Annotated in this window: 28 protein-coding genes and 1 riboswitch; of the genes, 9 read left to right on the plus strand and 19 right to left on the minus strand. The window is 62.0% G+C overall.

Translation table 11 applies throughout. The features are described from left to right. Positions 1–39: 39 nt before the first annotated feature. Positions 40–444: an acyl-CoA thioesterase gene (locus tag AC3WP7_RS10235; protein WP_092242066.1), complete on the minus strand. Its 405-nt coding sequence runs from the start codon at positions 442–444 to the stop codon at positions 40–42. Between the two features lie 198 nt (positions 445–642). Then, a riboswitch (S-adenosyl-L-homocysteine riboswitch) is annotated at positions 643–749 on the plus strand. 21 nt (positions 750–770) lie between these two features. On the opposite strand from AC3WP7_RS10235, the gene ahcY reads away from it, so the two are divergent. From ahcY to rhlE2, 5 genes are all read left to right on the plus strand, one after another. Then, entirely contained in the window at positions 771–2,180 is a 1,410-nt protein-coding gene (gene ahcY / locus AC3WP7_RS10240; RefSeq protein ID WP_058426595.1) for an adenosylhomocysteinase, read from the plus strand. A gap of 195 nt (positions 2,181–2,375) precedes the next feature. Next, positions 2,376–3,221, plus strand: coding sequence for a methylenetetrahydrofolate reductase [NAD(P)H] (gene metF, locus AC3WP7_RS10245; RefSeq protein ID WP_071494443.1), 846 nt, complete (start codon positions 2,376–2,378; stop codon positions 3,219–3,221). Between the two features lie 76 nt (positions 3,222–3,297). Beyond that, complete coding sequence (locus AC3WP7_RS10250) at positions 3,298–4,380, plus strand: hypothetical protein (RefSeq protein WP_092242051.1); 1,083 nt, start codon at positions 3,298–3,300, stop codon at positions 4,378–4,380. Between the two features lie 63 nt (positions 4,381–4,443). Beyond that, the gene (locus tag AC3WP7_RS10255) at positions 4,444–5,235 is read left to right on the plus strand and encodes a substrate-binding periplasmic protein (protein ID WP_092242049.1); all 792 of its coding nucleotides are present in this window, start codon (positions 4,444–4,446) and stop codon (positions 5,233–5,235) included. A gap of 221 nt (positions 5,236–5,456) precedes the next feature. After that, complete coding sequence (rhlE2, locus tag AC3WP7_RS10260) at positions 5,457–7,340, plus strand: RNA helicase RhlE2 (protein ID WP_102591830.1); 1,884 nt, start codon at positions 5,457–5,459, stop codon at positions 7,338–7,340. Positions 7,341–7,405: 65 nt separating this feature from the next. Here the strand turns inward: rhlE2 and AC3WP7_RS10265 are convergent, their stop codons facing one another. Both AC3WP7_RS10265 and AC3WP7_RS10270 read right to left on the minus strand, forming a co-directional pair. Beyond that, on the minus strand, positions 7,406–7,984 hold the full coding sequence (locus tag AC3WP7_RS10265) for a YceI family protein (RefSeq protein WP_071490344.1): 579 nt from the start codon (positions 7,982–7,984) through the stop codon (positions 7,406–7,408). A gap of 32 nt (positions 7,985–8,016) precedes the next feature. Continuing rightward, entirely contained in the window at positions 8,017–8,568 is a 552-nt protein-coding gene (locus tag AC3WP7_RS10270) for a cytochrome b (RefSeq protein ID WP_092242044.1), read from the minus strand. A gap of 273 nt (positions 8,569–8,841) precedes the next feature. Between AC3WP7_RS10270 and AC3WP7_RS10275 the strand changes: the two genes are divergently transcribed. Both AC3WP7_RS10275 and AC3WP7_RS10280 read left to right on the plus strand, forming a co-directional pair. Beyond that, on the plus strand, positions 8,842–10,248 hold the full coding sequence (locus AC3WP7_RS10275) for an adenosylmethionine--8-amino-7-oxononanoate transaminase (protein ID WP_093120675.1): 1,407 nt from the start codon (positions 8,842–8,844) through the stop codon (positions 10,246–10,248). Between the two features lie 30 nt (positions 10,249–10,278). After that, the gene (locus AC3WP7_RS10280; protein WP_093514128.1) at positions 10,279–10,998 is read left to right on the plus strand and encodes a 16S rRNA (uracil(1498)-N(3))-methyltransferase; all 720 of its coding nucleotides are present in this window, start codon (positions 10,279–10,281) and stop codon (positions 10,996–10,998) included. Between the two features lie 3 nt (positions 10,999–11,001). On the opposite strand, the gene AC3WP7_RS10285 is transcribed toward AC3WP7_RS10280, so the two are convergent. Next, positions 11,002–11,904, minus strand: a complete 903-nt coding sequence (locus tag AC3WP7_RS10285; RefSeq protein WP_092242039.1) for a transporter substrate-binding domain-containing protein — start codon at positions 11,902–11,904, stop codon at positions 11,002–11,004. 34 nt (positions 11,905–11,938) lie between these two features. Continuing rightward, entirely contained in the window at positions 11,939–13,183 is a 1,245-nt protein-coding gene (locus AC3WP7_RS10290; RefSeq protein WP_331459181.1) for a D-amino acid dehydrogenase, read from the minus strand. 87 nt (positions 13,184–13,270) lie between these two features. On the opposite strand from AC3WP7_RS10290, the gene AC3WP7_RS10295 reads away from it, so the two are divergent. Next, entirely contained in the window at positions 13,271–14,173 is a 903-nt protein-coding gene (locus AC3WP7_RS10295) for a LysR family transcriptional regulator (RefSeq protein WP_102591829.1), read from the plus strand. On the opposite strand, the gene trhA is transcribed toward AC3WP7_RS10295, so the two are convergent. Next, on the minus strand, positions 14,168–14,785 hold the full coding sequence (gene trhA / locus AC3WP7_RS10300; RefSeq protein WP_058426584.1) for a PAQR family membrane homeostasis protein TrhA: 618 nt from the start codon (positions 14,783–14,785) through the stop codon (positions 14,168–14,170). The genes AC3WP7_RS10295 and trhA overlap by 6 nt on opposite strands. Before the next feature lie 143 nt (positions 14,786–14,928). On the opposite strand from trhA, the gene AC3WP7_RS10305 reads away from it, so the two are divergent. Continuing rightward, positions 14,929–15,849, plus strand: a complete 921-nt coding sequence (locus tag AC3WP7_RS10305; protein WP_092242030.1) for a LysR family transcriptional regulator — start codon at positions 14,929–14,931, stop codon at positions 15,847–15,849. Positions 15,850–15,946: 97 nt separating this feature from the next. Here AC3WP7_RS10305 and madM read toward each other — a convergent pair whose 3' ends face one another. From madM to AC3WP7_RS10370, 13 genes are all read right to left on the minus strand, one after another. After that, entirely contained in the window at positions 15,947–16,711 is a 765-nt protein-coding gene (gene madM, locus AC3WP7_RS10310; RefSeq protein ID WP_071490352.1) for a malonate transporter subunit MadM, read from the minus strand. 1 nt (position 16,712) lies between these two features. Beyond that, positions 16,713–17,117, minus strand: a complete 405-nt coding sequence (gene madL, locus AC3WP7_RS10315) for a malonate transporter subunit MadL (RefSeq protein ID WP_015886323.1) — start codon at positions 17,115–17,117, stop codon at positions 16,713–16,715. A gap of 67 nt (positions 17,118–17,184) precedes the next feature. Beyond that, positions 17,185–18,084 carry a malonate decarboxylase subunit epsilon gene (gene mdcH, locus AC3WP7_RS10320; RefSeq protein ID WP_102591828.1) on the minus strand — a complete coding sequence of 300 codons (900 nt, stop codon included), beginning with the start codon at positions 18,082–18,084 and terminating at the stop codon, positions 17,185–17,187. Beyond that, entirely contained in the window at positions 18,081–18,668 is a 588-nt protein-coding gene (locus tag AC3WP7_RS10325) for a malonate decarboxylase holo-ACP synthase (RefSeq protein WP_093120659.1), read from the minus strand. Before AC3WP7_RS10325 ends, mdcH begins: the two co-directional genes overlap by 4 nt. Further along, positions 18,662–19,432, minus strand: coding sequence for a biotin-independent malonate decarboxylase subunit gamma (gene mdcE, locus AC3WP7_RS10330; RefSeq protein WP_092242015.1), 771 nt, complete (start codon positions 19,430–19,432; stop codon positions 18,662–18,664). Before mdcE ends, AC3WP7_RS10325 begins: the two co-directional genes overlap by 7 nt. After that, entirely contained in the window at positions 19,429–20,271 is an 843-nt protein-coding gene (locus AC3WP7_RS10335) for a biotin-independent malonate decarboxylase subunit beta (protein ID WP_092242012.1), read from the minus strand. Before AC3WP7_RS10335 ends, mdcE begins: the two co-directional genes overlap by 4 nt. Further along, complete coding sequence (locus AC3WP7_RS10340) at positions 20,264–20,563, minus strand: malonate decarboxylase subunit delta (protein ID WP_071490357.1); 300 nt, start codon at positions 20,561–20,563, stop codon at positions 20,264–20,266. The genes AC3WP7_RS10335 and AC3WP7_RS10340 overlap by 8 nt, the downstream gene beginning before the upstream one ends. Next, positions 20,563–21,396, minus strand: coding sequence for a triphosphoribosyl-dephospho-CoA synthase (locus AC3WP7_RS10345; RefSeq protein ID WP_092242009.1), 834 nt, complete (start codon positions 21,394–21,396; stop codon positions 20,563–20,565). Before AC3WP7_RS10345 ends, AC3WP7_RS10340 begins: the two co-directional genes overlap by 1 nt. After that, positions 21,397–23,067, minus strand: a complete 1,671-nt coding sequence (mdcA, locus tag AC3WP7_RS10350) for a malonate decarboxylase subunit alpha (RefSeq protein WP_093120652.1) — start codon at positions 23,065–23,067, stop codon at positions 21,397–21,399. 120 nt (positions 23,068–23,187) lie between these two features. Further along, positions 23,188–23,910 (minus strand): hypothetical protein, encoded by a 723-nt coding sequence (locus AC3WP7_RS10355; protein WP_092242003.1) that lies wholly within the window; start codon positions 23,908–23,910, stop codon positions 23,188–23,190. A gap of 133 nt (positions 23,911–24,043) precedes the next feature. Then, positions 24,044–24,478: a hypothetical protein gene (locus AC3WP7_RS10360; RefSeq protein ID WP_092242400.1), complete on the minus strand. Its 435-nt coding sequence runs from the start codon at positions 24,476–24,478 to the stop codon at positions 24,044–24,046. Continuing rightward, on the minus strand, positions 24,441–25,070 hold the full coding sequence (locus AC3WP7_RS10365; protein ID WP_092242000.1) for a nucleotidyltransferase domain-containing protein: 630 nt from the start codon (positions 25,068–25,070) through the stop codon (positions 24,441–24,443). The genes AC3WP7_RS10360 and AC3WP7_RS10365 overlap by 38 nt, the downstream gene beginning before the upstream one ends. 61 nt (positions 25,071–25,131) lie before the next feature. Then, a complete protein-coding gene (locus AC3WP7_RS10370) occupies positions 25,132–25,371 on the minus strand; it encodes a DUF6124 family protein (RefSeq protein WP_092241997.1) in 240 nt (79 codons plus the stop codon). Between the last annotated feature and the right edge of the window lie 121 nt (positions 25,372–25,492).

Consider the following 25,492-nt stretch of genomic DNA (forward strand, 5'->3'; position numbering starts at 1 on the left):
CCGGAATGATTTGGTAAAGCAAATCGACCCGGGCCGAGATTACAGTGGAGGAATGTCGTCCTTGAACTGATCCTTCACATACCTGATCTCAGTGCGGCCATGAGGCGCTGGCAGGCCATCTTCACCAAGGTTGACGAAAACCATTTTTTCCACGGTAAGAATGCTACTGCGGGTGATCTTGTTGCGCACTTCACAGGTCAGGGTGATGGAGGTGCGGCCGAACGCAGTGGCGGTGATGCCCAGTTCGATGATGTCGCCCTGGCGCGAGGCACTGACGAAGTTGATTTCGGAGATGTACTTGGTGACGACGCGTTGGTTGCCCAGTTGAACAATGGCGTAGATGGCCGCTTCTTCGTCGATCCAGCGCAGCAGGCTGCCGCCGAACAGGGTGCCGTTGGGGTTGAGGTCTTCGGGTTTTACCCATTTGCGGGTGTGGAAGTTCATGTTCACTCCAAAGCGTGTTGCCCAATGATGGGCAACATCATGGCAGACGCCCGCCCCAAGCTCTACGCGCCATTGCCTATCAACCCCATGAGCGATCTTCATATGGCCGACAGAAAGGCTTGGGAAGTCTGGCGCACACGGCTATAATCGCCCCCGCTTCAAAACGGTTATCTTCGGTTGATACCGTTCTCCCGCCACCTGTCCGAGGGGCGCTGCAGCAGGTTCAACCTGTCAGGCTCGGATGGGGCGTTGTCCGGCCTGGTCCACCTGGCCTGATACTAAACGCTCAACGGCGCCCATTCGCACACTACGAATGGAGGCTCTTCATGAGCGCTGTCAACACGCCTGCAGATTTCAACGACTACAAAGTCGCCGACATGTCCCTCGCTGCCTGGGGCCGTCGCGAAACCTTTATCGCCGAATCCGAAATGCCTGCCCTGATGGGTCTGCGTCGCAAGTACGCCGCTGAGCAGCCGCTCAAGGGCGCGAAGATCCTCGGTTGCATCCACATGACTATCCAGACTGCCGTGCTGATCGAAACCCTGGTTGCCCTGGGTGCCGAAGTGCGCTGGTCGTCCTGCAACATCTTCTCGACTCAAGACCAGGCCGCTGCCGCAATCGCTGCTGCCGGTATCCCGGTGTTCGCCTGGAAAGGCGAGACCGAAGAAGAGTACGAGTGGTGCCTGGAGCAAACCATCCTCAAAGATGGCGCGCCTTGGGATGCCAACATGATCCTCGACGACGGCGGCGACCTGACCGAGCTGCTGCACAAGAAGTACCCGCAGATCCTCGACCGCGTCCACGGCGTGACCGAAGAAACCACCACCGGCGTGCACCGCCTGCTGGACATGCTGGCCAAGGGCGAGCTGAAAATCCCGGCCATCAACGTCAACGACTCGGTGACCAAGAGCAAGAACGACAACAAGTACGGCTGCCGTCATAGCCTGAACGATGCCATCAAGCGCGGCACCGACCACCTGCTGTCGGGCAAGCAAGCCCTGGTGATCGGCTACGGCGACGTGGGCAAGGGTTCGTCCCAGTCCCTGCGTCAGGAAGGCATGATCGTCAAGGTTTCCGAAGTCGACCCGATCTGCGCCATGCAAGCCTGCATGGACGGTTTTGAAGTGGTTTCGCCGTTCATCGACGGCGTCAACGACGGCACCGCCGCCAGCATCGACAAGGCCCTGCTGGGCAAGATCGACCTGATCGTCACCACCACCGGTAACGTGAATGTCTGCGACGCCAACATGCTCGCCGCCCTGAAAAAACGTGCCGTGGTCTGCAACATCGGTCACTTCGACAATGAGATCGACACCGCTTTCATGCGCAAGAACTGGGCATGGGAAGAAGTGAAGCCTCAGGTGCACAAGGTTCACCGTACCGGCGCGGGTGATTTCGACCCACAGAACGACGACTACCTGATCCTGCTGGCTGAAGGCCGCCTGGTTAACCTGGGCAACGCCACTGGCCACCCAAGCCGCATCATGGATGGCTCGTTCGCCAACCAGGTACTGGCCCAGATCTTCCTGTTCGGCCAGAAGTACGCCGACCTGTCGCCTGCCCAGAAAGCCGAGCGCCTGACCGTGGAAGTACTGCCGAAGAAACTCGACGAAGAAGTGGCCCTGGAAATGGTCCGCGGCTTCGGCGGCGTGGTAACTCAACTGACCAAGACCCAGGCTGACTACATCGGCGTGACCGTCGAAGGTCCGTTCAAGCCGCACGCTTATCGCTACTGATTTGCTTACCACCCGCTCTCCTTGTGAGGGCGGGCCTTTAATGTGGGAGGGGCGCTGCGACGATTCGACGTGCCCCCGATAACGAAATGCCAGTTAACAGATATGTCGACTGACACACCCTCATCGGGGGCTAGCCCCCTCCCACATTAAATCGGTGCATGACTTCCGGTATCTGAGTTTCAAAGGGTTATTACCATGTCCCAAGACCGTCGCTACAGCTTCGAGTTCTTCCCGACCAAGACCGATGCTGGGCATGAAAAACTGATGGCGACTGCCACGCAGTTGGCCAGCTACAACCCGGACTTCTTCTCCTGCACCTACGGCGCTGGCGGCTCGACCCGTGACCGCACGATCAACACCGTGTTGCAGCTGGAAAGCCAGGTCAAAGTTCCCGCCGCTCCGCATTTGTCATGCGTGGGCGACAGCAAGGCCGACCTGCGCGGCCTGCTGACCCAGTACAAAGCTGCTGGTATCAAGCGCATCGTCGCCCTGCGCGGTGACCTGCCGTCCGGCATGGGCATGGCCAGCGGCGAGCTGCGCTACGCCAATGACCTGGTGAGCTTCATCCGTGAAGAAACCGGCGACCATTTCCATATCGAAGTCGCGGCTTACCCGGAGATGCATCCACAAGCACGCAATTTCGAAGACGACCTGCAGAACTTCGTGCGCAAGGCCAACGCCGGCGCCGACAGCGCAATCACCCAGTATTTCTTCAACGCCGACAGCTACTTCTACTTCGTCGAGCGTGTACGAGCCATGGGCGTGAACATCCCGATCGTGCCAGGCATCATGCCGATCACCAACTACAGCAAATTGGCGCGTTTCTCCGATGCCTGCGGCGCCGAGATCCCACGCTGGGTGCGCAAACAACTGGAAGCCTATGGCGACGACGTCAAGAGCATCCAGGCGTTCGGCGAACAGGTCATCAGCACAATGTGTGAAGAATTGTTGCAAGGTGGCGCGCCAGGGTTGCACTTCTATACCCTGAACCAGGCTGAACCAAGCCTTGCAATCTGGAACAACCTCAAGCTGCCACGCTGAAGGTTGCCCGGCAGTGCCAAGGCCCTCGTCTACGAGGGCCTTTGTCGTTTTACATGCCCACGGAACCCAGCAGTCCATGAATACAGTGCCCACGCCGTCCCGCCCACAACTGGTCTACCTGGTCTTCGGCTCCGAGACCTACCACCAGGAAGCGGTGTTCAGCATCGCCAGTGCGCTGGCTTTCCTGCAGGCAACCCCGGAAGCCGCCGTGGATATCCAGGTATTCAGCGACAACCCCGAGCCCTATCGCCTTTTGCCGGTACGCGTACGCCCGCTGGACGAAGCTACCCGCAAACGCTGGAGCGAACCCCACGGCTATCACTTCCGTACCAAGCATGTGGTATTGCGCCAAGTGCTGGAAGAATCGCCGGTGGCCATGCTGATCGACACCGATACCTTCTTCCATCACTCACCGATGGACCTGTTCGAGCGCGTGCAACCCGGCACCCTGCTGTGCAATGCCTTCTACAGCAAGTACGGCGACAACCACGAGAGCATTCTCTACACCGCCTTGCGCCAGCGCCTGCTGGACATGGGCGTGGCCGACGATGACATGATGACGCTCAACTCCGGGGTCATGGGCCTGACGCAACAGGATGCGCACATCCTCGACCGCTCCATCGCCTTGATGGACGAACTGTTCCCCTATGCCCAAGGCGCGTACACCCTCGAAGAGTTCTGCCTGTCGATCGCCGCCTATCGCACCGTCAACGTGCGCGAATGCCCGGACCTGATCCACCACTACTGGAGTCGCAAGCAGCTGTTTCGCGCCAAGGTCAAGGCCTGGATCGCCAAGCATGCGGCCGCGCCCACCAGCGCACTGGCGTTGGCCGACACTCGCAAGGTGTCCTCGCACCTGCCACGCCCTCCCCGCCTGCAGCGCCTTCTGTACAAGCTGATCACGCTGGTGCTGCCCAAGCACCAGCAGCAATTCATCCGTGAAATTCTCTACGGCTGCTACGAGCATGAGAACGAGTTCGACCAGGCGTGTGGCCCGGTTTGGTGGGACAAGGCCCGGCAGAACCTGGAAGAACGCCAGAAGCGCCCGATCGACACTCATCAGTTGGAGCACTGGTTTGCCAACCCCGTGGTACGCCTGATCCTCGGCGAGCGGCGGGCAGCGATCTACGAACACTTGATGGCCTCACCGGGCAAATAGCCCCGCCCGCAGATGCGCGTGCCAGAGCTTCTCTTTAGTGCGGGAGCGTCGTAACCTCAGGGCATGCCCGTCATTCTGAAGTTGTTGACTGCCGCCCTCTTCACTTGCCTGAGCCTCGCCGCTTATGGCGAGAAACTGCGCATTGTCACCGAGCCCTGGGCGCCCTACGTGTATGAGGACCAGGGCAGCATGCGGGGGCTGGATTATGAAACCACGGTAATTGTGTTCCAGCGCCTGGGCGTAGATGTGGAATGGCAGTTCCTGCCCTGGAAGCGCTGCCTGGCCATGCTGGACCAAGGCCATGCCGATGGCGCTTTGGATATTTTCCACAGCCATGAGCGCGACGCCTTGCTGCTATACCCCAGTGAGCCGTTGTCCGAAGTGGAGTTCACGCTGTTCTACGCCAATGAGCGTCCCCACCCCGTGCACAACCTCGAAGACCTGAGCGGCCTGACCGTCGGCACGTCGCCAGGCTACCTGTACGGCGCGGCGTTCAGCGACTCCCCCCTGTTCAATCGTGAACCGGCACCGAGCCATGAGGCCAACTTCGGCAAATTGATGCTGGGACGCATCGACCTGGTGATCACCGACCGTCGAGTGGGCCAGCATGTGATCAAGGCGCTGGGCCTGGAAGGCAAGGTCAGCCAGGCGCCGGCCGTGGTCAGTCGCCAGCAGCAATTTCTCGCGGTACGCCGTGGCGCAGGCATGGACCTCCTGGTACAGCGCTTTGCCGCCGAGCTCAAACGCTTCAAGCAAGAGCCGGCCTATAGCGCCTTGAGTGCCAAATATGGTGGAATCCAGGCCATTACGGCCTCTGAACGCACCGTTGAGCAGCAGGAAAGCAGCGCACAGTGATTGCTCTGTTATACTCCGGCCTTTCCGCCAGGCTCACGCCCGGCCGCTGAGGTCTTGAAAAAGGCACCCAACCCCGCTACAGCGCAGCTTTCAGCCCGCGCGAGCCGGTGGAGTGCCCGCCAGACGCAGCAGGACCGGACGGGGTTGCGCTCCCCTAAGCGCCATTCACGCCCGGCAAGATTATCCCTTTGGGCCAAGCCCTAACTAAAACAGGATTACTCATGTCCTTTGCTTCCCTCGGTCTCTCCGAGGCTTTAGTCCGCGCCATCGAGGCAGCGGGCTATACCGAGCCTACTCCGGTGCAACAGCGGGCCATTCCCGCCGTGTTGCAAGGTCGCGACCTGATGGTTGCGGCTCAGACAGGTACTGGTAAAACCGGCGGTTTCGCCCTCCCGATTCTGGAGCGGTTGTTCCCCAACGGTCACCCGGACAAATCCCAGCGTCACGGCCCACGCCAACCGCGCGTACTGGTCCTGACCCCAACCCGCGAACTCGCCGCCCAGGTGCATGACAGCTTCAAGCTGTATGCCCGCGACCTGAAGTTCGTCAGCGCCTGCATCTTCGGCGGCGTCGGCATGAACCCACAGGTTCAGGCCATGTCCCGTGGCGTCGACGTGCTGGTGGCCTGCCCCGGTCGTTTGCTCGACCTGTGCGGCCAAGGCAGCGTCGACTTGTCCCACGTGGAAATCCTCGTGCTGGACGAAGCCGATCGCATGCTCGACATGGGCTTTGTCCATGACGTGAAAAAGGTCCTCGCCCGCCTGCCAGCCAAACGCCAGAACCTGCTGTTCTCGGCCACGTTCTCCCAGGACATCACCGCCCTGGCCGGCAAGCTGCTGCACAACCCGGAGCGCATCGAAGTCACGCCGCCGAACACCACGGTCGAGCGTATCGAGCAACGCGTCTTCCGCCTGGCCGCCAGCCACAAGCGTGCGCTGCTGGCGCACCTGATCACCGCAGGCGCCTGGGAACAGGTGCTGGTGTTCACCCGCACCAAGCACGGCGCCAACCGCCTGGCCGAGTACCTGGACAAGCACGGCCTCACCGCCGTCGCCATCCACGGCAACAAGAGCCAGAACGCGCGCACCAAGGCCCTGGCTGATTTCAAGGCCGGCTCGGTGCGCATCCTGGTGGCCACCGATATCGCCGCTCGCGGCCTGGATATCGACCAACTGCCGCACGTGGTCAACTTCGAGCTGCCGAACGTCGATGAAGACTACGTACACCGTATCGGCCGTACCGGCCGTGCCGGTCGTTCGGGCGAGGCCATCTCCCTGGTCGCGCCGGACGAAGAAAAACTGCTGAAAAGCATCGAGCGCATGACCAAGCAGAAAATCGCCGATGGCGACCTGATGGGCTTCGATGCCAGCGCCGTGGAGGCCGAAAAGCCAGAAGCGCGCGAGCGCCCGGACGTGCGCAACCCACGCAACCCACGCGGTCCGAAGGGCGATGGCCCGAACGGCGGCGGGGGTGGCGGTGGTCGTCGCGACAAGGGCAAGGACAAGGGCAAGGAAAAATCCGCCACCAGCAGCCGTGGCGAACGCCCGGCCCGTGAGCAGAAACCCCGCGAAGGCACCCCGGCCCGCGAACAGCGCCAGCCGAGCCAACCGCCACGCGCTGCTGCCGACCGTGCTCCGGACGAGTTCCTCGACGACGATGTGGATAACTTCGGTAACCGCGTTGACTACGTGCCCCAGGCCAAACCGGCCCAAGGCCGTGGCCGTCGCCCTGGTGCTCCGGCGCAGGGCGCGGGTGCAGGCGCTCCACGTGGCGGCCAGCCACAGGGCGGCCGTCAGAATGGCCCTCGCAACAGCAGCGGCGGTACCACCGGTACGCCGCCTGCCAAGCGCAATGGCCCGCGCAATGGCGCACCCCGTGACGGCCAGGCCCGTCGCGAAGACTCGCGCAACAACAATCGCCGCCCGGCCCGTGACGACCAGCCTCGCTTGTCCGAACCGGCTGTGCAGAACCCGCGCGGTGGCCCGGCGCCGAAGATCATCCACAAGGAGTCGAAAGTAGATCGCTTCCCGACACCGGAGCAACTGGATCAGTTGCCAGGCCGTCCTCGTGGTGAGAAGCCAGCGCTGCTGACACGCAATCGCTGAGTTTTACAGCCCCATAAAAAAGCCCCGCATCTTTCGATGCGGGGCTTTTTTTGTGCAGCCAGAAATTACTTCTGCTTGACACCTTCCAGCGAGATGTCCAGGTCCACTGTCTGCGAGGACGGGCCTGGGCCTTTGATACCGAAGTCGTTCAGGTTGACGGTGGTCTTGGCATTGAAGCCGGCACGTTCGCCGCCCCATGGATCCTTGCCTTCACCGTTGAAAGTGGCCTTGAAGGTCACAGGCTTGGTTACGCCGTGGAAGGTCAGGTCGCCGGTTACGTCAGCGGTTTTTTCGCCAGTGGGCTTGACTGCGGTGGACACAAACTTGGCGTCGGCAAACTTGGCAACGTCCAGGAAGTCTTTGCTGGCGATGTGCTTGTCACGCTCTGCGTGGTTGGACCACAGGCTGGCGGTCTTCACATCGACCGCGATTTTGCTGGCCTCTGGCTTGGCGGCATCCCAGCTGAAGGTGCCGTCCCAGTCCTTGAAGGTACCGTGAATGTAGCTGTAGCCCAGGTGGCTGATTTTCCAGTCGATGAAGGCGTGCTGGCCTTCTTTGTCGATCTTGTAGTCAGCAGCCATCACCTGGCCTGCGGACAGCAGGGCAGTACCGATTGCCAGAGCAGCGAGGGTCTTTTTCAACATGCTTTCTATTCCTTGTGAGTCGAGGTTGAACATCAGGCTTTGCGCCCCAGCATTCGCGTGAGGGTCGCATCACGATCGATAAAGTGGTGTTTCAATGCAGCCACGCCGTGCAAGCCGGCGAAGACCACCAACACCCAGGCCAGGTACAAGTGCACCACGCCGGCGGTGTCTGCCTGGTCCGGTAGCCCGGAAACCACGGCAGGAATCTCAAACAGACCAAACACCGGGATACCGACACCGTCTGCGGTGGAAATCAGGTAACCGGCGATCATCACGGCAAACAGCCCGAGATAAAGGAAGGCGTGACCAAAGGCCGCGCCGATACGGGTCATGCGGCTGTAACTGGCCAACGGTGGTGGCGGCGGGCTCACCAGGCGCCAGACGATACGCACCAGCATGATGGCGAACAGCGTGATGCCAATGCTCTTGTGCAGGTCCGGCGCTTCTTTGCGCCAGGCGCTGTAGTAGTCGAGGCCGACCATCCACAGGCCCAGGGCGAACAAGCCAAACACCACCAGGGCCACGCCCCAGTGCAAAACCATGCTGACCCAACCATAGCGGGCCGGTGAATTGCGTAGCTGCATGTACTTAATCCCGTAAGAACTGTGCCCAAGACTAGCGATTTACCTATCGAATTAAAGCCGAAAATTTCGCTTTGAAATATCGAGAAATACGACCAAGAGGTTATGCACAGTACGTTAACAATGGATTAAGGACTATTCCTTAGAAACGTGACAGACCGTCTCGCGTTTACTGCGAATTCACCGGTAATGGCTTGTGACACAGCCGCCCATTGCATAGGCTTGCGCGATTGTTTCACCTGCGCCGGCCGCAGGACCGCTTCGAGGAGATCACCGATGGGCTTGAACAACCAGTGGATGCAACGCGACCTTGCCGTGCTGTGGCATCCCTGCACCCAGATGAAAGACCACCAGCAACTGCCGCTGATCCCGATCAAGCGCGGTGAAGGCGTATGGCTGGAAGACTTCGAAGGCAAGCGCTACCTCGACGCCGTCAGCTCCTGGTGGGTCAACGTGTTCGGCCACGCCAACCCGCGCATCAACCAGCGCATCAAGGACCAGGTCGATCAACTGGAACACGTGATCCTCGCCGGTTTCAGCCACCAGCCGGTGATCGAGCTGTCCGAGCGTCTGGTGGCGATGACGCCCGAAGGCCTGACCCGGTGCTTCTATGCCGACAACGGCTCGTCGTGCATCGAAGTCGCGCTGAAAATGAGCTTCCACTATTGGCTCAACCGCGGCCTGCCGAACAAGAAGCGCTTCGTCACCCTGACCAACAGCTACCACGGCGAAACCATCGCCGCGATGTCGGTGGGCGACGTGCCGCTGTTTACCGAGACCTACAAGGCGCTGTTGCTCGACACCATCAAAGTACCAAGCCCGGACTGTTACCTGCGCCCCGAAGGCGTGAGCTGGGAAGACCACTCGCGCACGATGGCTCGGGTGATGGAACAGACCCTCGCCGAGCACCACGACACCGTGGCCGCTGTGATTATCGAACCGTTGATCCAGGGCGCTGGCGGCATGCGCATGTACCACCCGGTTTACCTCAAGCTATTGCGCGAAGCCTGCGACCGTTACGGCGTGCACCTGATCCACGACGAAATCGCTGTTGGCTTCGGCCGTACCGGCAGTATGTTCGCCTGCGAGCAAGCCGGTATCCGCCCGGATTTCCTGTGCCTGTCCAAGGCGCTCACCGGCGGCTACCTGCCGCTGGCAGCCGTGGTCACCACCGAAGACGTGTACAGCGCGTTCTACGACGACTACCCCACCCTGCGCGCCTTCCTGCACTCCCACAGCTACACCGGCAACCCGCTGGCGTGTGCGGCGGCACTGGCAACGCTGGATATCTTTGAAGAAGACAACGTCATCGAGAACAACAAGGCCCTGGCCCAGCGCATGGCCACTGCCACTGCGCACCTGGTGGACCACCCTCACGTCTCGGAAGTACGCCAGACCGGCATGGTGCTGGCCATCGAGATGGTCCAGGACAAAGCCACCAAGACCGCCTACCCGTGGCAGGAACGCCGTGGCTTGAAGGTATTCGAGCACGCCCTGGAGCGCGGTGCGCTGTTGCGGCCGCTGGGCAGTGTGGTGTACTTCCTGCCGCCCTATGTGATTACCCCGGAGCAGATCGACTTCCTTGCCGAGGTCGCCAGCGAAGGCATCGATATCGCCACCAACAGCACAGTCAGTGTGGCGGTGCCAAAAGACTTCCACCCAGGCTTCCGTGATCCGGGCTGATTGCCCGCACTCCTTTTTCAGAGAACAGAAATGAGACTGTCCCGCTTTTTCACCGACACCCCGCTGAGCATCGGCGACCACGAACTGCCCGAAGCCCAGGCGCACTACATCAGCCGCGTGCTGCGCATGGGCGAAGGCGATGCCGTGCAATTGTTCGACGGCTCCGGCCAGGAGTTCCTGGGCACGCTGCTGGAAGTCGGCAAGAAACGCGTCACTGTGCAACTGACAGAGTGCTTCGCAGGCCAGGCCGAATCACCGCTGCATATCCACCTCGGCCAGGGCCTGTCACGGGGCGAGCGTATGGACTGGGCGATCCAGAAAGCCACCGAACTGGGCGTCAACGCGATTACGCCGATTTTCAGCGAGCGTTGCGAAGTACGCCTCAAGGACGAGCGTGCCGACAAACGCTTGCTGCACTGGCGCCAGGTGGCGATCAGCGCCTGTGAACAATGCGGGCGTTCGACGGTGCCGGCGATCCACCCGCCGCTGCTGCTGGCAGACTGGTTGAAGCAGACCGAGGCGCAGTTGAAGCTGGTGCTGCACCCGGTGGCCGAGCCGATGATCAGCCATGCAAAGCCTGCCAGCCTGGCCTTTCTGATCGGCCCCGAGGGCGGGTTGACCGACCATGAAGTCGATACCGCCCAAGGCGCCGGCTACCACGCCGCCCGCCTCGGCCCGCGGGTGTTGCGTACCGAGACGGCGCCGGTGGTGGCGCTGGCCGTCGCCCAGCAGTTGTGGGGCGACTTCTAGGGGTTACTCCACCGGATCGCTGATCGGCTGGGCAATGATCGCCTTCAACTCGCTGGTCATCGGGAACTCCAGGTTCAGGCCCTTGGGTGGAATCGGCTGTTCGAACCAGCGCTGGTAAATCCCATTGATCTCGCCGCTGCGGTACAGGTCTGCGAGCGTCTCGTTGACCACCGCCAGGAACTGCGGGTCGTCCTTGCGCACCATGCAGCTGTAGATTTCCCGCGATTGCTCCTCGCCCACCACCACCCAGTTGTGCGGGTCCTTGGCCTTGGCGCGTTCGCCGTAGAGCAACGCGTCGTCCATGTAGAACGCCGCCGCGCGGCCGGTCTCAAGCATCTTGAAGGCTTCGCCATGGTCCTTGGCGCTGATCACGAACATATTGGCCTTGTGCTCGGCGTTGTAGCTCTTGAGGAAACGCTCGTTGGTGGTGCCGGCCGTGGTCACCACGTTCTTGCCTGCAAGGTCCGCAAAGCCTTGGATGCCACTGTCTTTTGCCGTGAGCAACTGCCCCTTCACATAGATAAACCCGTAGGAGAACGCTACTTGCTTCTGGCGCTCGGCGGTCACCCCGGTGGAGCCACACTCCAGGTCGACGGTACCGTTCTGCACCAGCGGGATACGGGTCTGAGACGTCACCAGGTTGTACTTCACAGTGAGCTTGGCCACCCCGGTTTTCTGTTGGATGCGCTCGACGATCTTGTTCGCCAACTCCACCGAATAGCCCATGGGTTTGCCACTGTTATCCCCCACGTAGGAAAACGGTACCGACGCATCGCGATAGCCCAAGGTGATGGTCTTGGCGTCGGCAATCTTGCCCAGCGTACCGTCCAGCGGCGTTTGATTGGCATGGGCCTGCGCGGCCAGCAAAAGCCCCAGGGTGCAGCCGGTCAACAGGATCTTTTTCATTGTTATTCTCCGTTGGTTTTCGGTTTGTGAGTCTTTACGCAGCGCGAGGCGTAAGGCCCTGCATATCAATGGAAGGCGTTCGCCGGCCGATCAACTCGGCCAGTAACTGGCCGCTGCCACAGGCCAGGGTGAAGCCGAGTGCGCCGTGACCCAGGTTCAGCCACAGGTTGCGGTAGACACCCGCGCCAATCAGCGGCACACCGGTCGGGGTGGCCGGGCGCATGCCGGCCCATTCCACTGCGTGGGCGTAATCCCCCGCCAGCGGAAACGTCTGCACGGCCTGGCGTTTCATCAGCGCCAGGCGTTTGGGTTCGAGGCGGGCGTCGAAACCGACGATATCGACCATGGCGGCGACCCGCAGTTGTTCGCCGATACGTGCGTAGACCATCTTGCGGTCATAGTCGGTGATGCTCACGTTCGGCGCCTGGTGCCGAGCGCCAATCGGCACGCTGAGGCTGTAGCCCTTGAGCGGGTACAGCGGCAGCGACACGCCCAACTCGGCGCTGCGATACCCCGCCGCCAGCACCAGGTGTTCGACCGGCATCACTTCATCATCGATCTCGATGGCCTGCACCGCGCCCTCGGCATGGCGGATCCCGGTGACCTTGCGCCCCAACAAGAAGGTGCAACGCCCCGATGCCTCCAGCCGCGCCGCCAATCGCTGGCAGAAGGCATGACAATCGGCGACCTCTTCATTGGGTGTATAGATCCCGCCGACAAATCCACCGCCCGCCAGCGCCGGCTCCAGGCGAGCGCAATCAGCGGCCGACAGCACCTGCTGTTGCAGGATATCGGTGACCTTGCCGCGGGCATGCTCAAAGGAGCTGGCGTTGCGAAAGGTCACTAGCTTGCCGTTGCGCCGCCAGTCGAAACCGTCCAGGTGGTCGTGCTCGCGCCACTGCTGCAAGGTGTCCTGGCTCAGGCAGGCCAGGCGCAACAGGTGCGCGGCATTGCGTTTATTCACCGAGCCACGGCAGGCACCCAGGAACGCCGCCATCCAGCGCCATTGCCGGGGGTCGAGGCGCGGGCGCAGCTTCAGCGGCGAGTCACCACGCAGCAACCAGCCAATGGCTTGCAGCGGCACGCCAGCATCGGCCAGGGGTGCCACGTAGCGATAGGATAATTGCCCGCCGTTGGCGAAGCTGGTCTCACTGCCCAGGGTCTCGCGTGCATCGATCACCGTCACCTCATGACCTGCACGCACCAACGCGTATGCGCTGGCCAGACCAATCACCCCACCGCCAATGATGCACACCATCTTTGCCGCCCACCGTTGAATCAAGAGGCCTCAAGCCTAAGAGCAGGTGACAGGCCACCGACAATGAATAAAGATGGGTCACCTATAAACAAAGGTTATGGACTTGCCATGCGCTTGCGTCATATCGAAATCTTCCAGGCCATTCGCCAGACCGGTTCGGTCAGCGCCGCCGCGCAGTTGCTGCATGTCTCGCAACCGGCGGTGACCAAAGTGTTGCAACACGCCGAATTGCAGTTGGGTTTCCCCCTGTTCCTGCGGGTACGCGGCAAGTTGCTGCCCACCCCGGAAGCCCTGGCGCTGGAAAGCGAAGTGGAGAAAGTCACCGATAGCCTGCAAGGTGTGCGGCGCCTGGCCAAGGCCTTGCGCCGAGAACCGGGCCAGAGTGTGCGCATCGGCGCGATCCCGGCGCTGGCGCTGTCGCTGCTGCCGCCGGCGATTCTGCAGTGGAAAAACGATTACCCGGACATGGCCTGCGAGCTGTCCAGCGACCATAGCCGCGAGCTGGTGCAGAAGCTGCTGATGCGTGAGATTGACCTGGCGCTGACGCTCAACTTTTCCGGCCATCCGGGGTTGACCACGCAGGTGCTGGCGGGCGGTGTGCTGGTGGCATTGGCGTCCAAAGACTATTGGCCGCCAGCCGAACTGAGCCAGCCCTTGCCGTTGGCTGACCTGGCAGGCGCACCGCTGATCGGCCTCTCCAGCGCCGACCCATTGGCGGCGAAGCTCGACAGCTACCTGGAAAACGTCGACCCACCGCCCAGGGTGACAATCTCGGTGCAAACCTATTCCCTGGCCCGCGCCATGGTGGAATCCGGCGCGGGTCTGACGGTGATCGACCCCTTCACCGCGCTGGGCGCGTCGACAACCACTACCTGCATCCGCCCTCTGACCCCGCCGCTGCCAATCACCCTGTACGCCCTGACCCGCGCCGACGAGGCGCCGCCGCATATGTTGGCCAATCTGCTGGAGATTTTTGGCCACCGTGCCAGGGAGCTTCTGGAGCGGCTATAAGACGTAATGCATGATCGCCACAAAATGCAGGAGGCTGCCGCCGATCACAAACAAATGCCAGATGCCATGGGAATGCCGCAGGCGATCCTCCAAGGCAAAAAAGATAATGCCGACGGTGTACAACACCCCGCCCGAGGCCAGCCAGATAAACCCGGCCGTCCCCAATGCTGCCAGCAACGGCTTGACCGCCACCAGCACGATCCAGCCCATCACCGCATAGATCACGATCGACAGGATGCGCGCCTCCGAGCGCGGCTTGATCTCCTGCAAAATCCCGATCACCGCCAGCCCCCACACAATCCCGAACAGCGTCCAGCCCCACGGCCCGCGCAGGGTCACCAGGCAAAATGGCGTGTAGCTGCCGGCGATCAACAGGTAGATCGAAAAGTGATCGACCTTCTGCATGATCTCTTTTCGCCGCCCCTGCACGCTGTGGTACACGGTGGACGCGCTGTACAGCACCATCAAGGTAAACCCATAGATCGCCACGCTGACGATCTTCCAGGGGCTGCCGTCCAGGCTCGCCACCACCAACATCCACACGGCGCCAATACACGCCGCGACTGCACCGAGCAAATGGCTCCAGGCGTTGAATCGTTCCCCGTGGTACATCTGTCACTGGCCTCCTGTAACCGTTAGGACTGGCTGGCAAGCGTCCAGCCTTGCGCATAAGAGTGCAAGCGGCTTATGACGTTCCGGCGACGCCGAACGGTTTTGCGGGCACAATCGACGGCATTCGAACAAGAGCCACGGCCATGCTGATCGACGAAGAATTCACCCTCAAGAAACTGGAAATCTTCCTGGCGTTCATGCGCACCGGCAACCTGACCCGCGCCGCCGCCGAGCTGCAAACCAGCAATGTGAGCGTACACCGCGCCATCCACTCCCTGGAAAACGCCCTGCGCTGCCCGCTGTTCAAGCATGAAGGGCGCAACCTCACCCCGCTGGAAAGCGCCTACGTCCTCGAAGAACGTGCGCAGAAACTGGTGGCCGACGTGGTCGACAGCGTACGCCTGACCCGCGAAGCCGCCGGGTTCTCCGCCGAACGCTTCAAACTGGGCTCGCTGTATTCGCTGACAGTGAAGACCGTGCCGCAATTGATCATGGGCCTGAAGATCCGCCGCAGCGAGCTCAATATCGACCTGATCCTGGGTTCCAACTTCGACCTGCTCTACAAGCTCAAGAACATGGAAGTAGACGCGATCCTCATCTCCCTGGATGAGCACGCCAACGACCCCGACTGCGAACAGATCGCGCTGTTTTCCGACGACATCTTCCTCGCCACCCCGGCCGACTCACCCTTCGACCGCGAGCAAGAAATCGACCTCGCCGACGTGCGCGACGCGACCTTCATCACCCTCACCCAAGGCTTCGCCACGCACCAGGATGGCAACCGTGTGTTCAAGCAGGCGGGGTTCGAGCCGAAGGTGGCGATGCAGGTCAATGATATCTTCACGCTGCTGAGCATGGTCAGCTCGGGCGTGGGTTATGCGCTGCTGCCGGGGCGGATCGCGGCGGTGTATGAGAACCGCGTGAAGCTGATACCGCTGCAACCCAGGTATCGGTTGCAGCAGCATATCGGGGTGGTGTTCCTGAAGGCCAAGGAAAGGGACCCGAACCTGCTGGCGTTGTTGGCGGAGTGTCGGATGTATGCCAATCGCCAAGTGTCAGCCTGACACACAGCCATCGGGGGCAAGCCCCCTCCCACACTTGAATGTGTTCGCAGTTCAAATGTGGGAGGGGCTTGCCCCCGATGAGGCCCTGATAGACCCCTTACCCAACCAGGCCGCGCACAATGAAATACAGCAACGAAGGCCCAAGCAGGCAGCCCAGCCCGGTGTGGAACGTCGCCGTCAGCGCGCCATACGGCACCAGCCGCCGATCCGTCGCCGCCAGCCCCGCCGTCACACCGCTGACGGTGCCGGCCAACCCACCAAACACCATCGCCGAACGCGGGTTGTCCAAGCCCATCCAGCGCGCCGCGACCGGCGTACCGACCATGACCAGGATCGCCTTGATCAAGCCGGTGGCAATCGACAGCGCCATCACATCCGAGGTCGCGCCAATCGCTGCGCCGGTCACCGGGCCGACGATGTAGGTCACAGCCCCTGCGCCAATGGTGGTCATGCTGATCGCATCGCGATAACCAAACGCCCAAGCCATGCTCGCGCCTACGATGAACGGCAGGATCGTCCCCAGCAGCAGCGCGATCACGCCAATCATCCCGGCCTTGCGCGCCTCGGTGGCTTGCACCTCGAACGCCGTGGCGACGATGGCAAAGTCGCGCAGCATCGCGCCGCCCATCAGGCCGATGCCGGAGAACAGCGCCAGGTCCGCCAGGCCTTTCTGACCGCCGGTAATCGTGCCACCGACCCAGGCCAATACCAGGCCGATAACGATGGCAATCGCCGAGCCATGAATGCGCCCGAAGGTCAGGCGCCTGGACAGCACCACGGAGAGCCACATGACCACACCCACGAAGGCAAACGCGGTGATCAGGCCGTTGTGTTCCAGGCCTTTTTCGATGAGATCCCACATATCAGCGACCTCCCACTGGAGCAATCAGCGGCTCTTCATCGGGCAACGGTTCGCCCTTGTGCGTGCGGCTGATCAGGGCAATCGTGCAACCACACACCACCACCGAACCGATCGCCGCCAGCACCGCTACCGGGCCGCCGTGCAAGGCGGTGACGACGTTCTGTTGCGCAGCCATCGCCACGACCACCGGGATGTACATGGCACCCCAGAATCCCACGCCCATTTCGCAGTCCTTGGTCATGCCGCCACGTTTTTGCATCCACAGGCGGGCGCAGATCAACAGGATCATCGCGATCCCCACCCCGCCCACGTTGGATTTGACACCCAGCAACACGCCGAGCATGTCGCCCATGATCACGCCCGCAAGCGTACAGATCGCCAGTAATGCCACACCGTAGATAATCATTGTTGTTGTCCTCAAAGTGCTCGATCGAAATTGTTGTTGTTGTGCTTCGAAAGCCTTGGGCAGTGCTTTATCGGTGGCGGCGCTCCTCCTCTTGCAGCAGGGCCTGCAAGGTGTCCAGGCGTGCGCCCTCAAAGGCGATCACCGTGCCTTGTTCAAACACCCGGCGTGACAGGCCGGTGAGCACCGCGCCCGGTGGCAGTTCGATTTGCAGGCGCACGCCGCGCTCGTAGGCGCTTTGCACGGTGCCGCGCCAGTCGACGACGCGGCACATGTTGAAGGCCAGGTCGTCGCGCAATTGCTCGGGGTTGTGAATCGGCCGTGCGCGGGTGCTGCTCAGGTAGGTGATGCGCGGCGCCTTGAGCGGACCGAAGGCTTGCGCCAAGGCCTGGGCCGGTTGGTCCAACAATGCGCAATGGGAGGGCACGCTGACGGCCAGGCGTTTGGCGATGCCGTTGCCCTTGATGCGGTCGGCGAAGCATTTCATGGCCTGGTCGCTGCCGGCGATGACGGTCTGATTATCGGCATTGATATTGGCCAGATACACCGGGGTTTCAGGGCTGTGGATTTCGGCCAGCAGGTTTTCGACGGTGGATAACTCGGGGCCGATGATCGCGGTCATGCCGTAGCCCTGTGGATAAGCGTTTTGCATCAGCTCACCGCGCAGGCTGACCAGCTTGATTGCATCGCTGAAGTCCAGGGCACCAGCGATCACCGCTGCCGGGTAAGCACCGATGGACAGGCCTGCAACGTAATCCGGGGTTTGTTGCAGCTGGCGGGCATGGGCGACGCCGGCGATCAGCAGGCAGAGTTGTACAGCGCGGGTACTGGCCAGGGCCTCGGCCGAATCCAAGGTGCGAACGTCTTCACCCAAGGCATCGCTGGCCTGCTCCAGCACGTCCGCCGGCACCGCCTGGAGCATGCCCGGGCGCTGGGCGCCCTGCCCTGGGAACACCAGAAGGCTGCTCATGCCACGGCCTGCCAGGGATCAATGACCAAATGCGCACCGTTGGCGGTTTTCAACAGCACCCGCCGTGATGGACCGGCCCATTCGCGCAAGGCGACGGCGCCGAAAGGTGTCTGCAGTTGCAGGTCCACGGCACACGTAACTTCATCCAAAGTGGCCAGCAGGTCGCGTGCATCGTTGCGATCCAGCGGCTCGGGCGTGCGCAGAATCAGGTCCAGGTCGCTCTGGGCATGCAGGGCTTCAATGCCCGTTGCCAACTCAAAACCTGCACTGCCCGTGACGCCCCAACTCAATGGCGCCAGCACGGGCCGCAGTTGATCGAGGGCCTGCAATGCCGGTAGATCCCTTGTCGACACCACATCGCGCAACGCTTCCGGCGCGACCCGCCGCTGTACGGCTGCCATCGGCATCAACGCGGCAAACCGCTGCTCGCGCAAACGCCCACGCACGCCCACCGCGACAAAGCCAGGCGCGACGATGGCGCGACGCACGACTACCGTGCCAACCGCATCCTTCGCCCACCCCGGCGCGTCAGCGGGCAGGTGCGCCGGGGTCATGCCCCAGAGCAGGTCGTGGGCGTTCACCATTGCTCCCGCAGCAGTTGGCGCACGTGGCTGGAGGCGGCGCGGTTGGTAGCGCCGAGGCGGCTGCTCAAGTCGGTGTTGCCGATATCCTTGATCGCATGCACCAGGCAATCGCCGACCCGCGCCACGTCGTCCGCAGTGGGCTGTTCGATCTGGCTGACCGAGAGCGTCTCCCACAACAGACCGAGGCTGGCATAGCTGTCAATGTCATAGGCCATCGGCGGCACGCTGGCGGCCAGGGCTTCCAGCTCTTCGACGCTGCGCAGGGTCACCCGCGCCGCCGAAGCCTTGCCCATGGCGTGCACCATCACGCCGGGGTCGCGCAGGGCGATCAGGCGGTTGGCCTGGTAACCGTGGGCGAGGAACGCGCCGGACATGGCCTTGCCCACCAGCAGCGCGATCACCGGGTGCCCGGCCAGCCGTGCGCGAGCGTAGCTGTCGGCGGCGGCCGCCAGCGCCTGGTGGATGCCGAGGGCTTCTTCGCGCCGGCCGTAGGCTTGGCTGGGCACGTCGACAATGGCGATGATTGGGCGCTTGTCGCCACGGGCGATGGCTTCATCGACAGCCTTCGCCAAACCCCAACCTTCCAGCAAACCGACTTCGCCATTGCGTGCGCGGGGGAAACGGTTTTGGGCGTCGGTGACCACGGCGATAAAGCGTACGGCTTGTTCGCCCAGCAGGCCGTCGGCCACTTTCACGGAGTTCGGCAAACCCTCGACAGGCGTGGCGCCGGCGCTCAATGCGTTGAACCACTGCAAACCTCTCATGAGCGTTCTCCTTGATACAGCGCGCGCACCGTCGCCGGGTCGATCTGCGGCGTAGCGTCCAGTTCGGCCAGGCGCGCCAGGTAATATTCGGATTGGCGGCTGCGTTGTCGGGCGGGCAGGCCTTGTTGCAGCAGCGCACTCACAGTCTGTTGAATCTCGGCCACATCGTCCGCCACGTAACGGTCGGCCAAGCCACTGTCGAAGCGTTGCTCGCCGCCGGTAAGGCTCCAGATGAAGGGCCGGTCGCGGGAGTCGTACTCTTCAAGCCCCGCTTCCTGTTCGATCACTTGCGGGCCATTCAAGCCAAGGCGTGCTTCGCGAGTGACCACCAGGTAACTGCACAACCCGGCCGCGATGGACATGCCGCCAAAGCAACCGACACTGCCCGCCACCACGCCGATCACCGGCTGGTACTGACGCAGGTCGACAATCGCCGCGTGGATATCCGCAATCGCCGCCAGGCCCAGGTTGGCCTCCTGCAAGCGCACGCCACCAGTCTCCAGCAACAACACAGCGCGGGTCGGGATACCCTTGCGATTGTCTTCGGCCGCCAGTTCCAATGCGCCGGCGATTTTCGCACCGCCCACTTCGCCGAGGCTGCCGCCCTGGAAGTTGCCTTCGATGGCGGCAATCACCACCGGTTTCCCGCCGAGGCTGCCCTTGGCGATCACCACACCGTCATCGGCCTGGGGCACCACACCCTGGCGGCTGAGCCACGGCGACATGACACGCTGGAACGGGTCGATCAATTCGCGGTAAGAGCCAACGTCCAGCAAAGCCTTGGCGCGCTGCCGAGCGCCCAGCTCGACGAAGCTGTGTCTGGCGAGCAAGTCAGTCATGGCCGACCTCCTCGAAACCCTGCTCCAGGCGCAGGCGCACCACGCCAGGGGTGGCACCGAAGTCGTGAATATCGATGTTCAAGGCCGGTGGCGTCTGCTCCTGGAACATCCTCTCGAACAGATGTTGCCAGCGTTGTTCGGCGCCGTTCACCGAAGTCTGCACCTGGATGGTCAGGGTGCCCGGCGTGCCCGGTTCCAGCAGCACTTCCAGGTCGCCCGAGCCGACGCAACCCACCAGCGCACGGCCTTTTGGCGGCTGCCCGGCGGGGAATTCAAAGGATAAGGTTTCCATCACAACGCTCCGTCGAGGCGGTCGATAAACAGGCAGGCGGCCAACAGGTCGGCGGCGCCGCCGGGGGAGGCATTCAGGGCCAGCAGTTGCTGGTCCAGCTCATGCAGTTGGCGGCGACCGGCCAGGGTTGCGCTGCCGCCAGCGTCCAGCACGGCTTGGGCACCGTGCTGCATGGCCTGAAGGCCTTCGGTGCCGGCGCGGTAGAGCACGCAAGTGTCGGCCAGCTCGGTCATGATCGCGAGCAAGGCGTCCAGGCGAGCGTTCTGTTCACCGGCATGGTGCAGGCGGCTTTTACGCAGTTGCGGCAGGCCACGTTGCACCACGGACGGGAAGCCGAGCTGCGCTTCTTCACGGGCACCGCGTGCGCCGTAGCGTTGGGCAACCTGGGCGCCATGGCTCATGGGTTGTGGGGCGAAGCGGTCGTGGAGCAGGGCCAGTCTGGCGGCAGTCAGCGTCACGGCGCGTGGTTGCAGCGCGGCGGCGGCGGTGAGCAGCCCGAGTGCCCAGATCGCGCCACGATGGGTGTTCACGCCGTTGGTGGTGGTCAGCATTGCCTGCTCACCGTCACGGCCAAGACGCCCGAGGGCTTCACGCAGGGGCAAACCGACTTCACCGATCTCAATCGCGGCCTCGGCCATTTCCTTGAACATCGGCCACAGCGACAACGCCGAAGCGTGCATCAGGCCCAAGTGCAAATCGCTATGGGCGCCGTTGCCACGCCTATCCACCAGGGCCGGTTTGGGCGATAGGTCGGCTTCATCGATCAGCGCATCGACGGCCATGTCAGCCAGGCGATCCGCAAGGCTGAGTTCATGCAGTTTGAGGGCGCGCATTTACCAGCTCCTGAATTTGGCGGGCGGGTTGTACAGGCCGCCAGACCAGTCCACCAGGTCGGCTACACTCTTGGCGGCCAACAACTCGCGGGTGGCGTCGGTGCGGCGAATCCCCAGGTCTTCGGGCAAGGCGATCAGGCCTTCGCGGCGCATGCGTGCGGTGTCCTTGGGGTTGTGGCGCATGCCGATGGCCGTGACGCCCGCGACAGCGGCGATCATCGCCTGGCGCTCTTCGAGGGAGCGCGCCTTGTACAGGTAGGCGATGCCTTCTTCGGTGAGCAGATGGGTGACGTCATCACCGTAGATCATGATCGGCGCCAGGGGCATGCCGCTTTTGCGTGCGACTTCCACGGCGTCGAGGGTGTCGACGAAGGTGGGTTTGCCGCCTTCCTGGAAGGTCTCGACCATTTGCACCACGAGTTTTTTGCCGCGCTCCAGCAAGGCTTCGGGCGCATCGTCGTGGCGCATGTCCAGCCATGCGGGTGTGCCATGGCGGCGACCGCGTGGGTCATGGCCCATGTTCGGCGCGCCACCAAAACCGGCGAGTCGGCCACGGGTCACGGTGGAGGAATGGCCGTCGCCGTCGACTTGCAGAGTGGCGCCGATAAACAGGTCCACCGCGTATTGGCCGGCGAGCTGGCAGAACATGCGGTTGGAACGCATCGAGCCGTCGCGACCGGTGAAGAACACATCCGGGCGGGCGGCGATGTAGTTTTCCATGCCCAGTTCGGTGCCAAAGCAATGCACGCTTTCCACCCAGCCGCTTTCGATGGCGGGGATCAGCGTGGGGTGCGGGTTGAGGGTCCAGTTGCGGCAGATCTTGCCCTTGAGGCCGAGGGATTCGCCGTAGGTCGGCAGGATCAGCTCGATGGCGGCGGTGTTGAAACCGATGCCGTGGTTGAGGGACTGCACGTTGTGTTTTTCGTAGATGCCACGGATCGCCATCATCGCCATCAACACATGCACCGGCTTGATGTGGCGGGGATCGCGGGTAAACAGTGGCTCGATATAGAACGGCTTGTCGGCCACCACCACAAAGTCCACCCAGCTCGCGGGGATGTCGACGCGGGGCAAGTCGGTAACGTCGTCCACCAACTGGTTGACTTGCACGATGACGATGCCATCGCTGAACGCAGCTGGCTCGATCAGCGCCGGAGTGTCTTCGGTGCTGGCGCCGGTGTAGATGTTGCCGGCGCGGTCGGCCATGAAACCGGCGGAGAGCACCACGTTGGGGATCAGGTCCACCACCAGCCGCGCATAGAGTTCGATGTAGGTGTGGATCGCGCCGATTTCCAGCAGGCCGTCTTCGAGCAACTGGCTGATGCGCAGGGATTGGGTGCCGGCGAAGGAAAAGTCCAGCTTGCGGGCGATGCCTTTTTCAAACAGGTCCAGGTGCTCGGAGCGGCCGACACTGGGCATGATCATGTGCAAATCGTGGAGCTTGGCCGGGTCGGCCTTGGCCAGGGAGCGCGAGAGGAAATCAGCCTGTTTCTGGTTGTTGCCTTCCAGCACCACGCGGTCGCCGGGGAGGATCAGCGCCTCAAGCGCCTCGACGATCCTGTCGCTGGGCAGCACCGCACCGTCTGCGTATTGCCTGACCAGCCCGAGCCGCCGCTGCTTCTCGTCGCGCCGCCGCGTCCAGCGTGAGTCGGGGGTGATTGTTGTTGTCATGGTCGCTCCACGGGTTTGCTGTCGTGGGGCTTACCTTAGGAGTGATTGAGGGGGCCATCAATCAAGCTGAGCGCTGGACTGTTACGCCTGGATTAATGATGGCTCAATGAACCCGGGCGTTCAGGTGCTGTGCCATTCGCTGCGGTGGAACCATATGGTTCTTAACAACGCCAACGCGGCAAAACCGTGCAGCCCCAACACAGCCGCCCAACTCCACTCCCACAGGCCCGACAGCGCCTGGGCGTAAACCGGCGACAGCAGCAAGAGCAGCGCCACCAGCGCACAGCCGCCCAGTTGCTCCCAGTTTCTCAAGCGATTGGGACGGGAGGTTATCGCGTAACCCAGCAGGGCACCCAGGCACACCATCAGCAGGCTCAGCAAGTCGTGCTCGTCGACGGGAGGCCAGCCCAGCAGGTTGAGTGGCAAGCACACCGCGAACACGGTGAACGCGCAAATCGCGACGTACACAAAGGCGTATTCAAGCGCGTCCAGCAGACGATCACGGATAAACCCTCGAGCCTGTTTGTCTTCTTCAGGGGTGGGTCCTTGGGTTATCGCCACCGCCAGCAGGCCCGAGCCAAGACCGCCCAGGGTCATGACCACAAAGTTGCTCACCACGCCTTTGATAGCCTTATCGGCGCCGACCAGCTTGAGGCTTTCGAGGTACACCAGGATAAACACCGCGCCTGCGGTGGTAATCATGAACCCCCACAGCTTCCCACGATTGGACTGCACGTTCATGGTCACCGCTGCCGTGAGCACCAGCACGCCAAACCACATCAGAAGCGTGCCGGTAAACCGGTTGAGGTCGTACAGCCAGGCAAACCCATCCAAAAGCCACATTGCGTCGATACTTCTGTCGAAAAACTTCCTTGGCTATCGGCAGTGGGGTGGGGATCTTTACGATGGGAAAGGAACAAGTGATCCGCACCCCGTCACAATTCACCAGGACGCCTCTCCTACATTTTTGATCGAGTCATGCCCACTGATATCCAGCCAACAGGCCCTCCACGTTTCCCTGCAACGTGGTCGTGCTGTCAATCAACTGGGCTAAGAGCGGCTCGTCCTCATCCATATACCCTTCGTACTCCGCCAGGTTCCGACGCTCATGACACAGCGCCAACAACCTCACCTGCACCTTGCCGGCACCTGTGGTGTGAACCAGGCATTGAAACACCAGATAGCGTTTGTCCGAGCGATACCCCTGCAAGCGCAAGGCCGTGAGGGCGATAGCATGAGCCGCGTTGTAAGCCAGGTCGAAACGACTGGCGAATGATAACTGTGGGTTGCCGGCATCCCTCAGCCGATCCCTGGCTGAACGCATCAGCCCATCACACTCTTTGCGATCCGGCGGCTCAGCCTTCAAACCGCCGCTACGTTGCAGATTCTCCAGGTTTACCTTGCTGTCCATCCGTGGATTCCAGGGGGTTGCCCCCAATCAGATTGATCTTGTCCTGCTGCACGACCCGCTGCACAAAACTGTTCCCCGCATTCCATTTGCCGATCCAGTCTTCAGGGGTGTAAAGCGTCGGGTTGATGGTGCGGCCCAGCTGCTCTTCCAGCGGCATGAGCTGCTCCATGACTTCACTGTAGTTGAGGCTTTCGCCGATCAACATGAGATCTATGTCACTGGATGAGTGTGCTTCGCCCTTGGCGATGGAACCGTAGACAAAGGCCCAGGTTATCTGCTCGGCGAAAGATGCCAGTGCATTACGCAAGGGCTCGTCCAGGCTCAGGGTCTTGCGCACGATGGCTAACAATTCCGAGTAGATCGGGCATTGAGGATTTGCTTGGTAATGGGTCTGGTTGCCCTGGCGCGTCATACTCAAGATGCCTGCCAACTGCAAACGTTCCAGTTCACGCGTAAGGCTACCCTTGCCAACCTGGGCCCAGCGTGCAATTTCATTGGTAAAGAAGCTTTGGTCGGGCTTGCCGAAAAGTAGACCCAGCACTTTTTGCTGGGTAGCGGTGAAGAGCGCGGTGCTGAGCGGCAAGGTTTGCATGGCAGCGGCCAAAGAGTCCCAAAAAGGGAACGATAGGTCCCTTTTTGGGAACGATCAAGTTTTAAGCGGCTGGATAAGGGGAAATCTGTTCCAGGGCACGATCCACCAGCAATTGCCCCAACTCCGCCATTTGCTGGATGCCGAGCATGATTGCGCGCTGGGAGGTGTCCAGGTCGAAGGCGAGGTTGCAAGTGAGTGCGTTGAGGGAAGACAGGGTTTCGCTGGCGTTGACCAGCAGGGTTTCGGTGTCTTGGTGAGGGTTTACGGTGAAGAGGGGCGGATTGGGGGTGGGTTTGATCATGATCTACAACTCCGATATGTGATGGAGACTGCCCTCTTCCGCTTGCACGCGAATTAAGGTGGCAGCTGTGCGCAGGTGTGCAAGACCGGGCATATCGGACCCCGGCAGACCCCGAGGGATC

It is taken from the genome of Pseudomonas sp. FW305-3-2-15-C-LB1, from assembly GCF_058787615.1.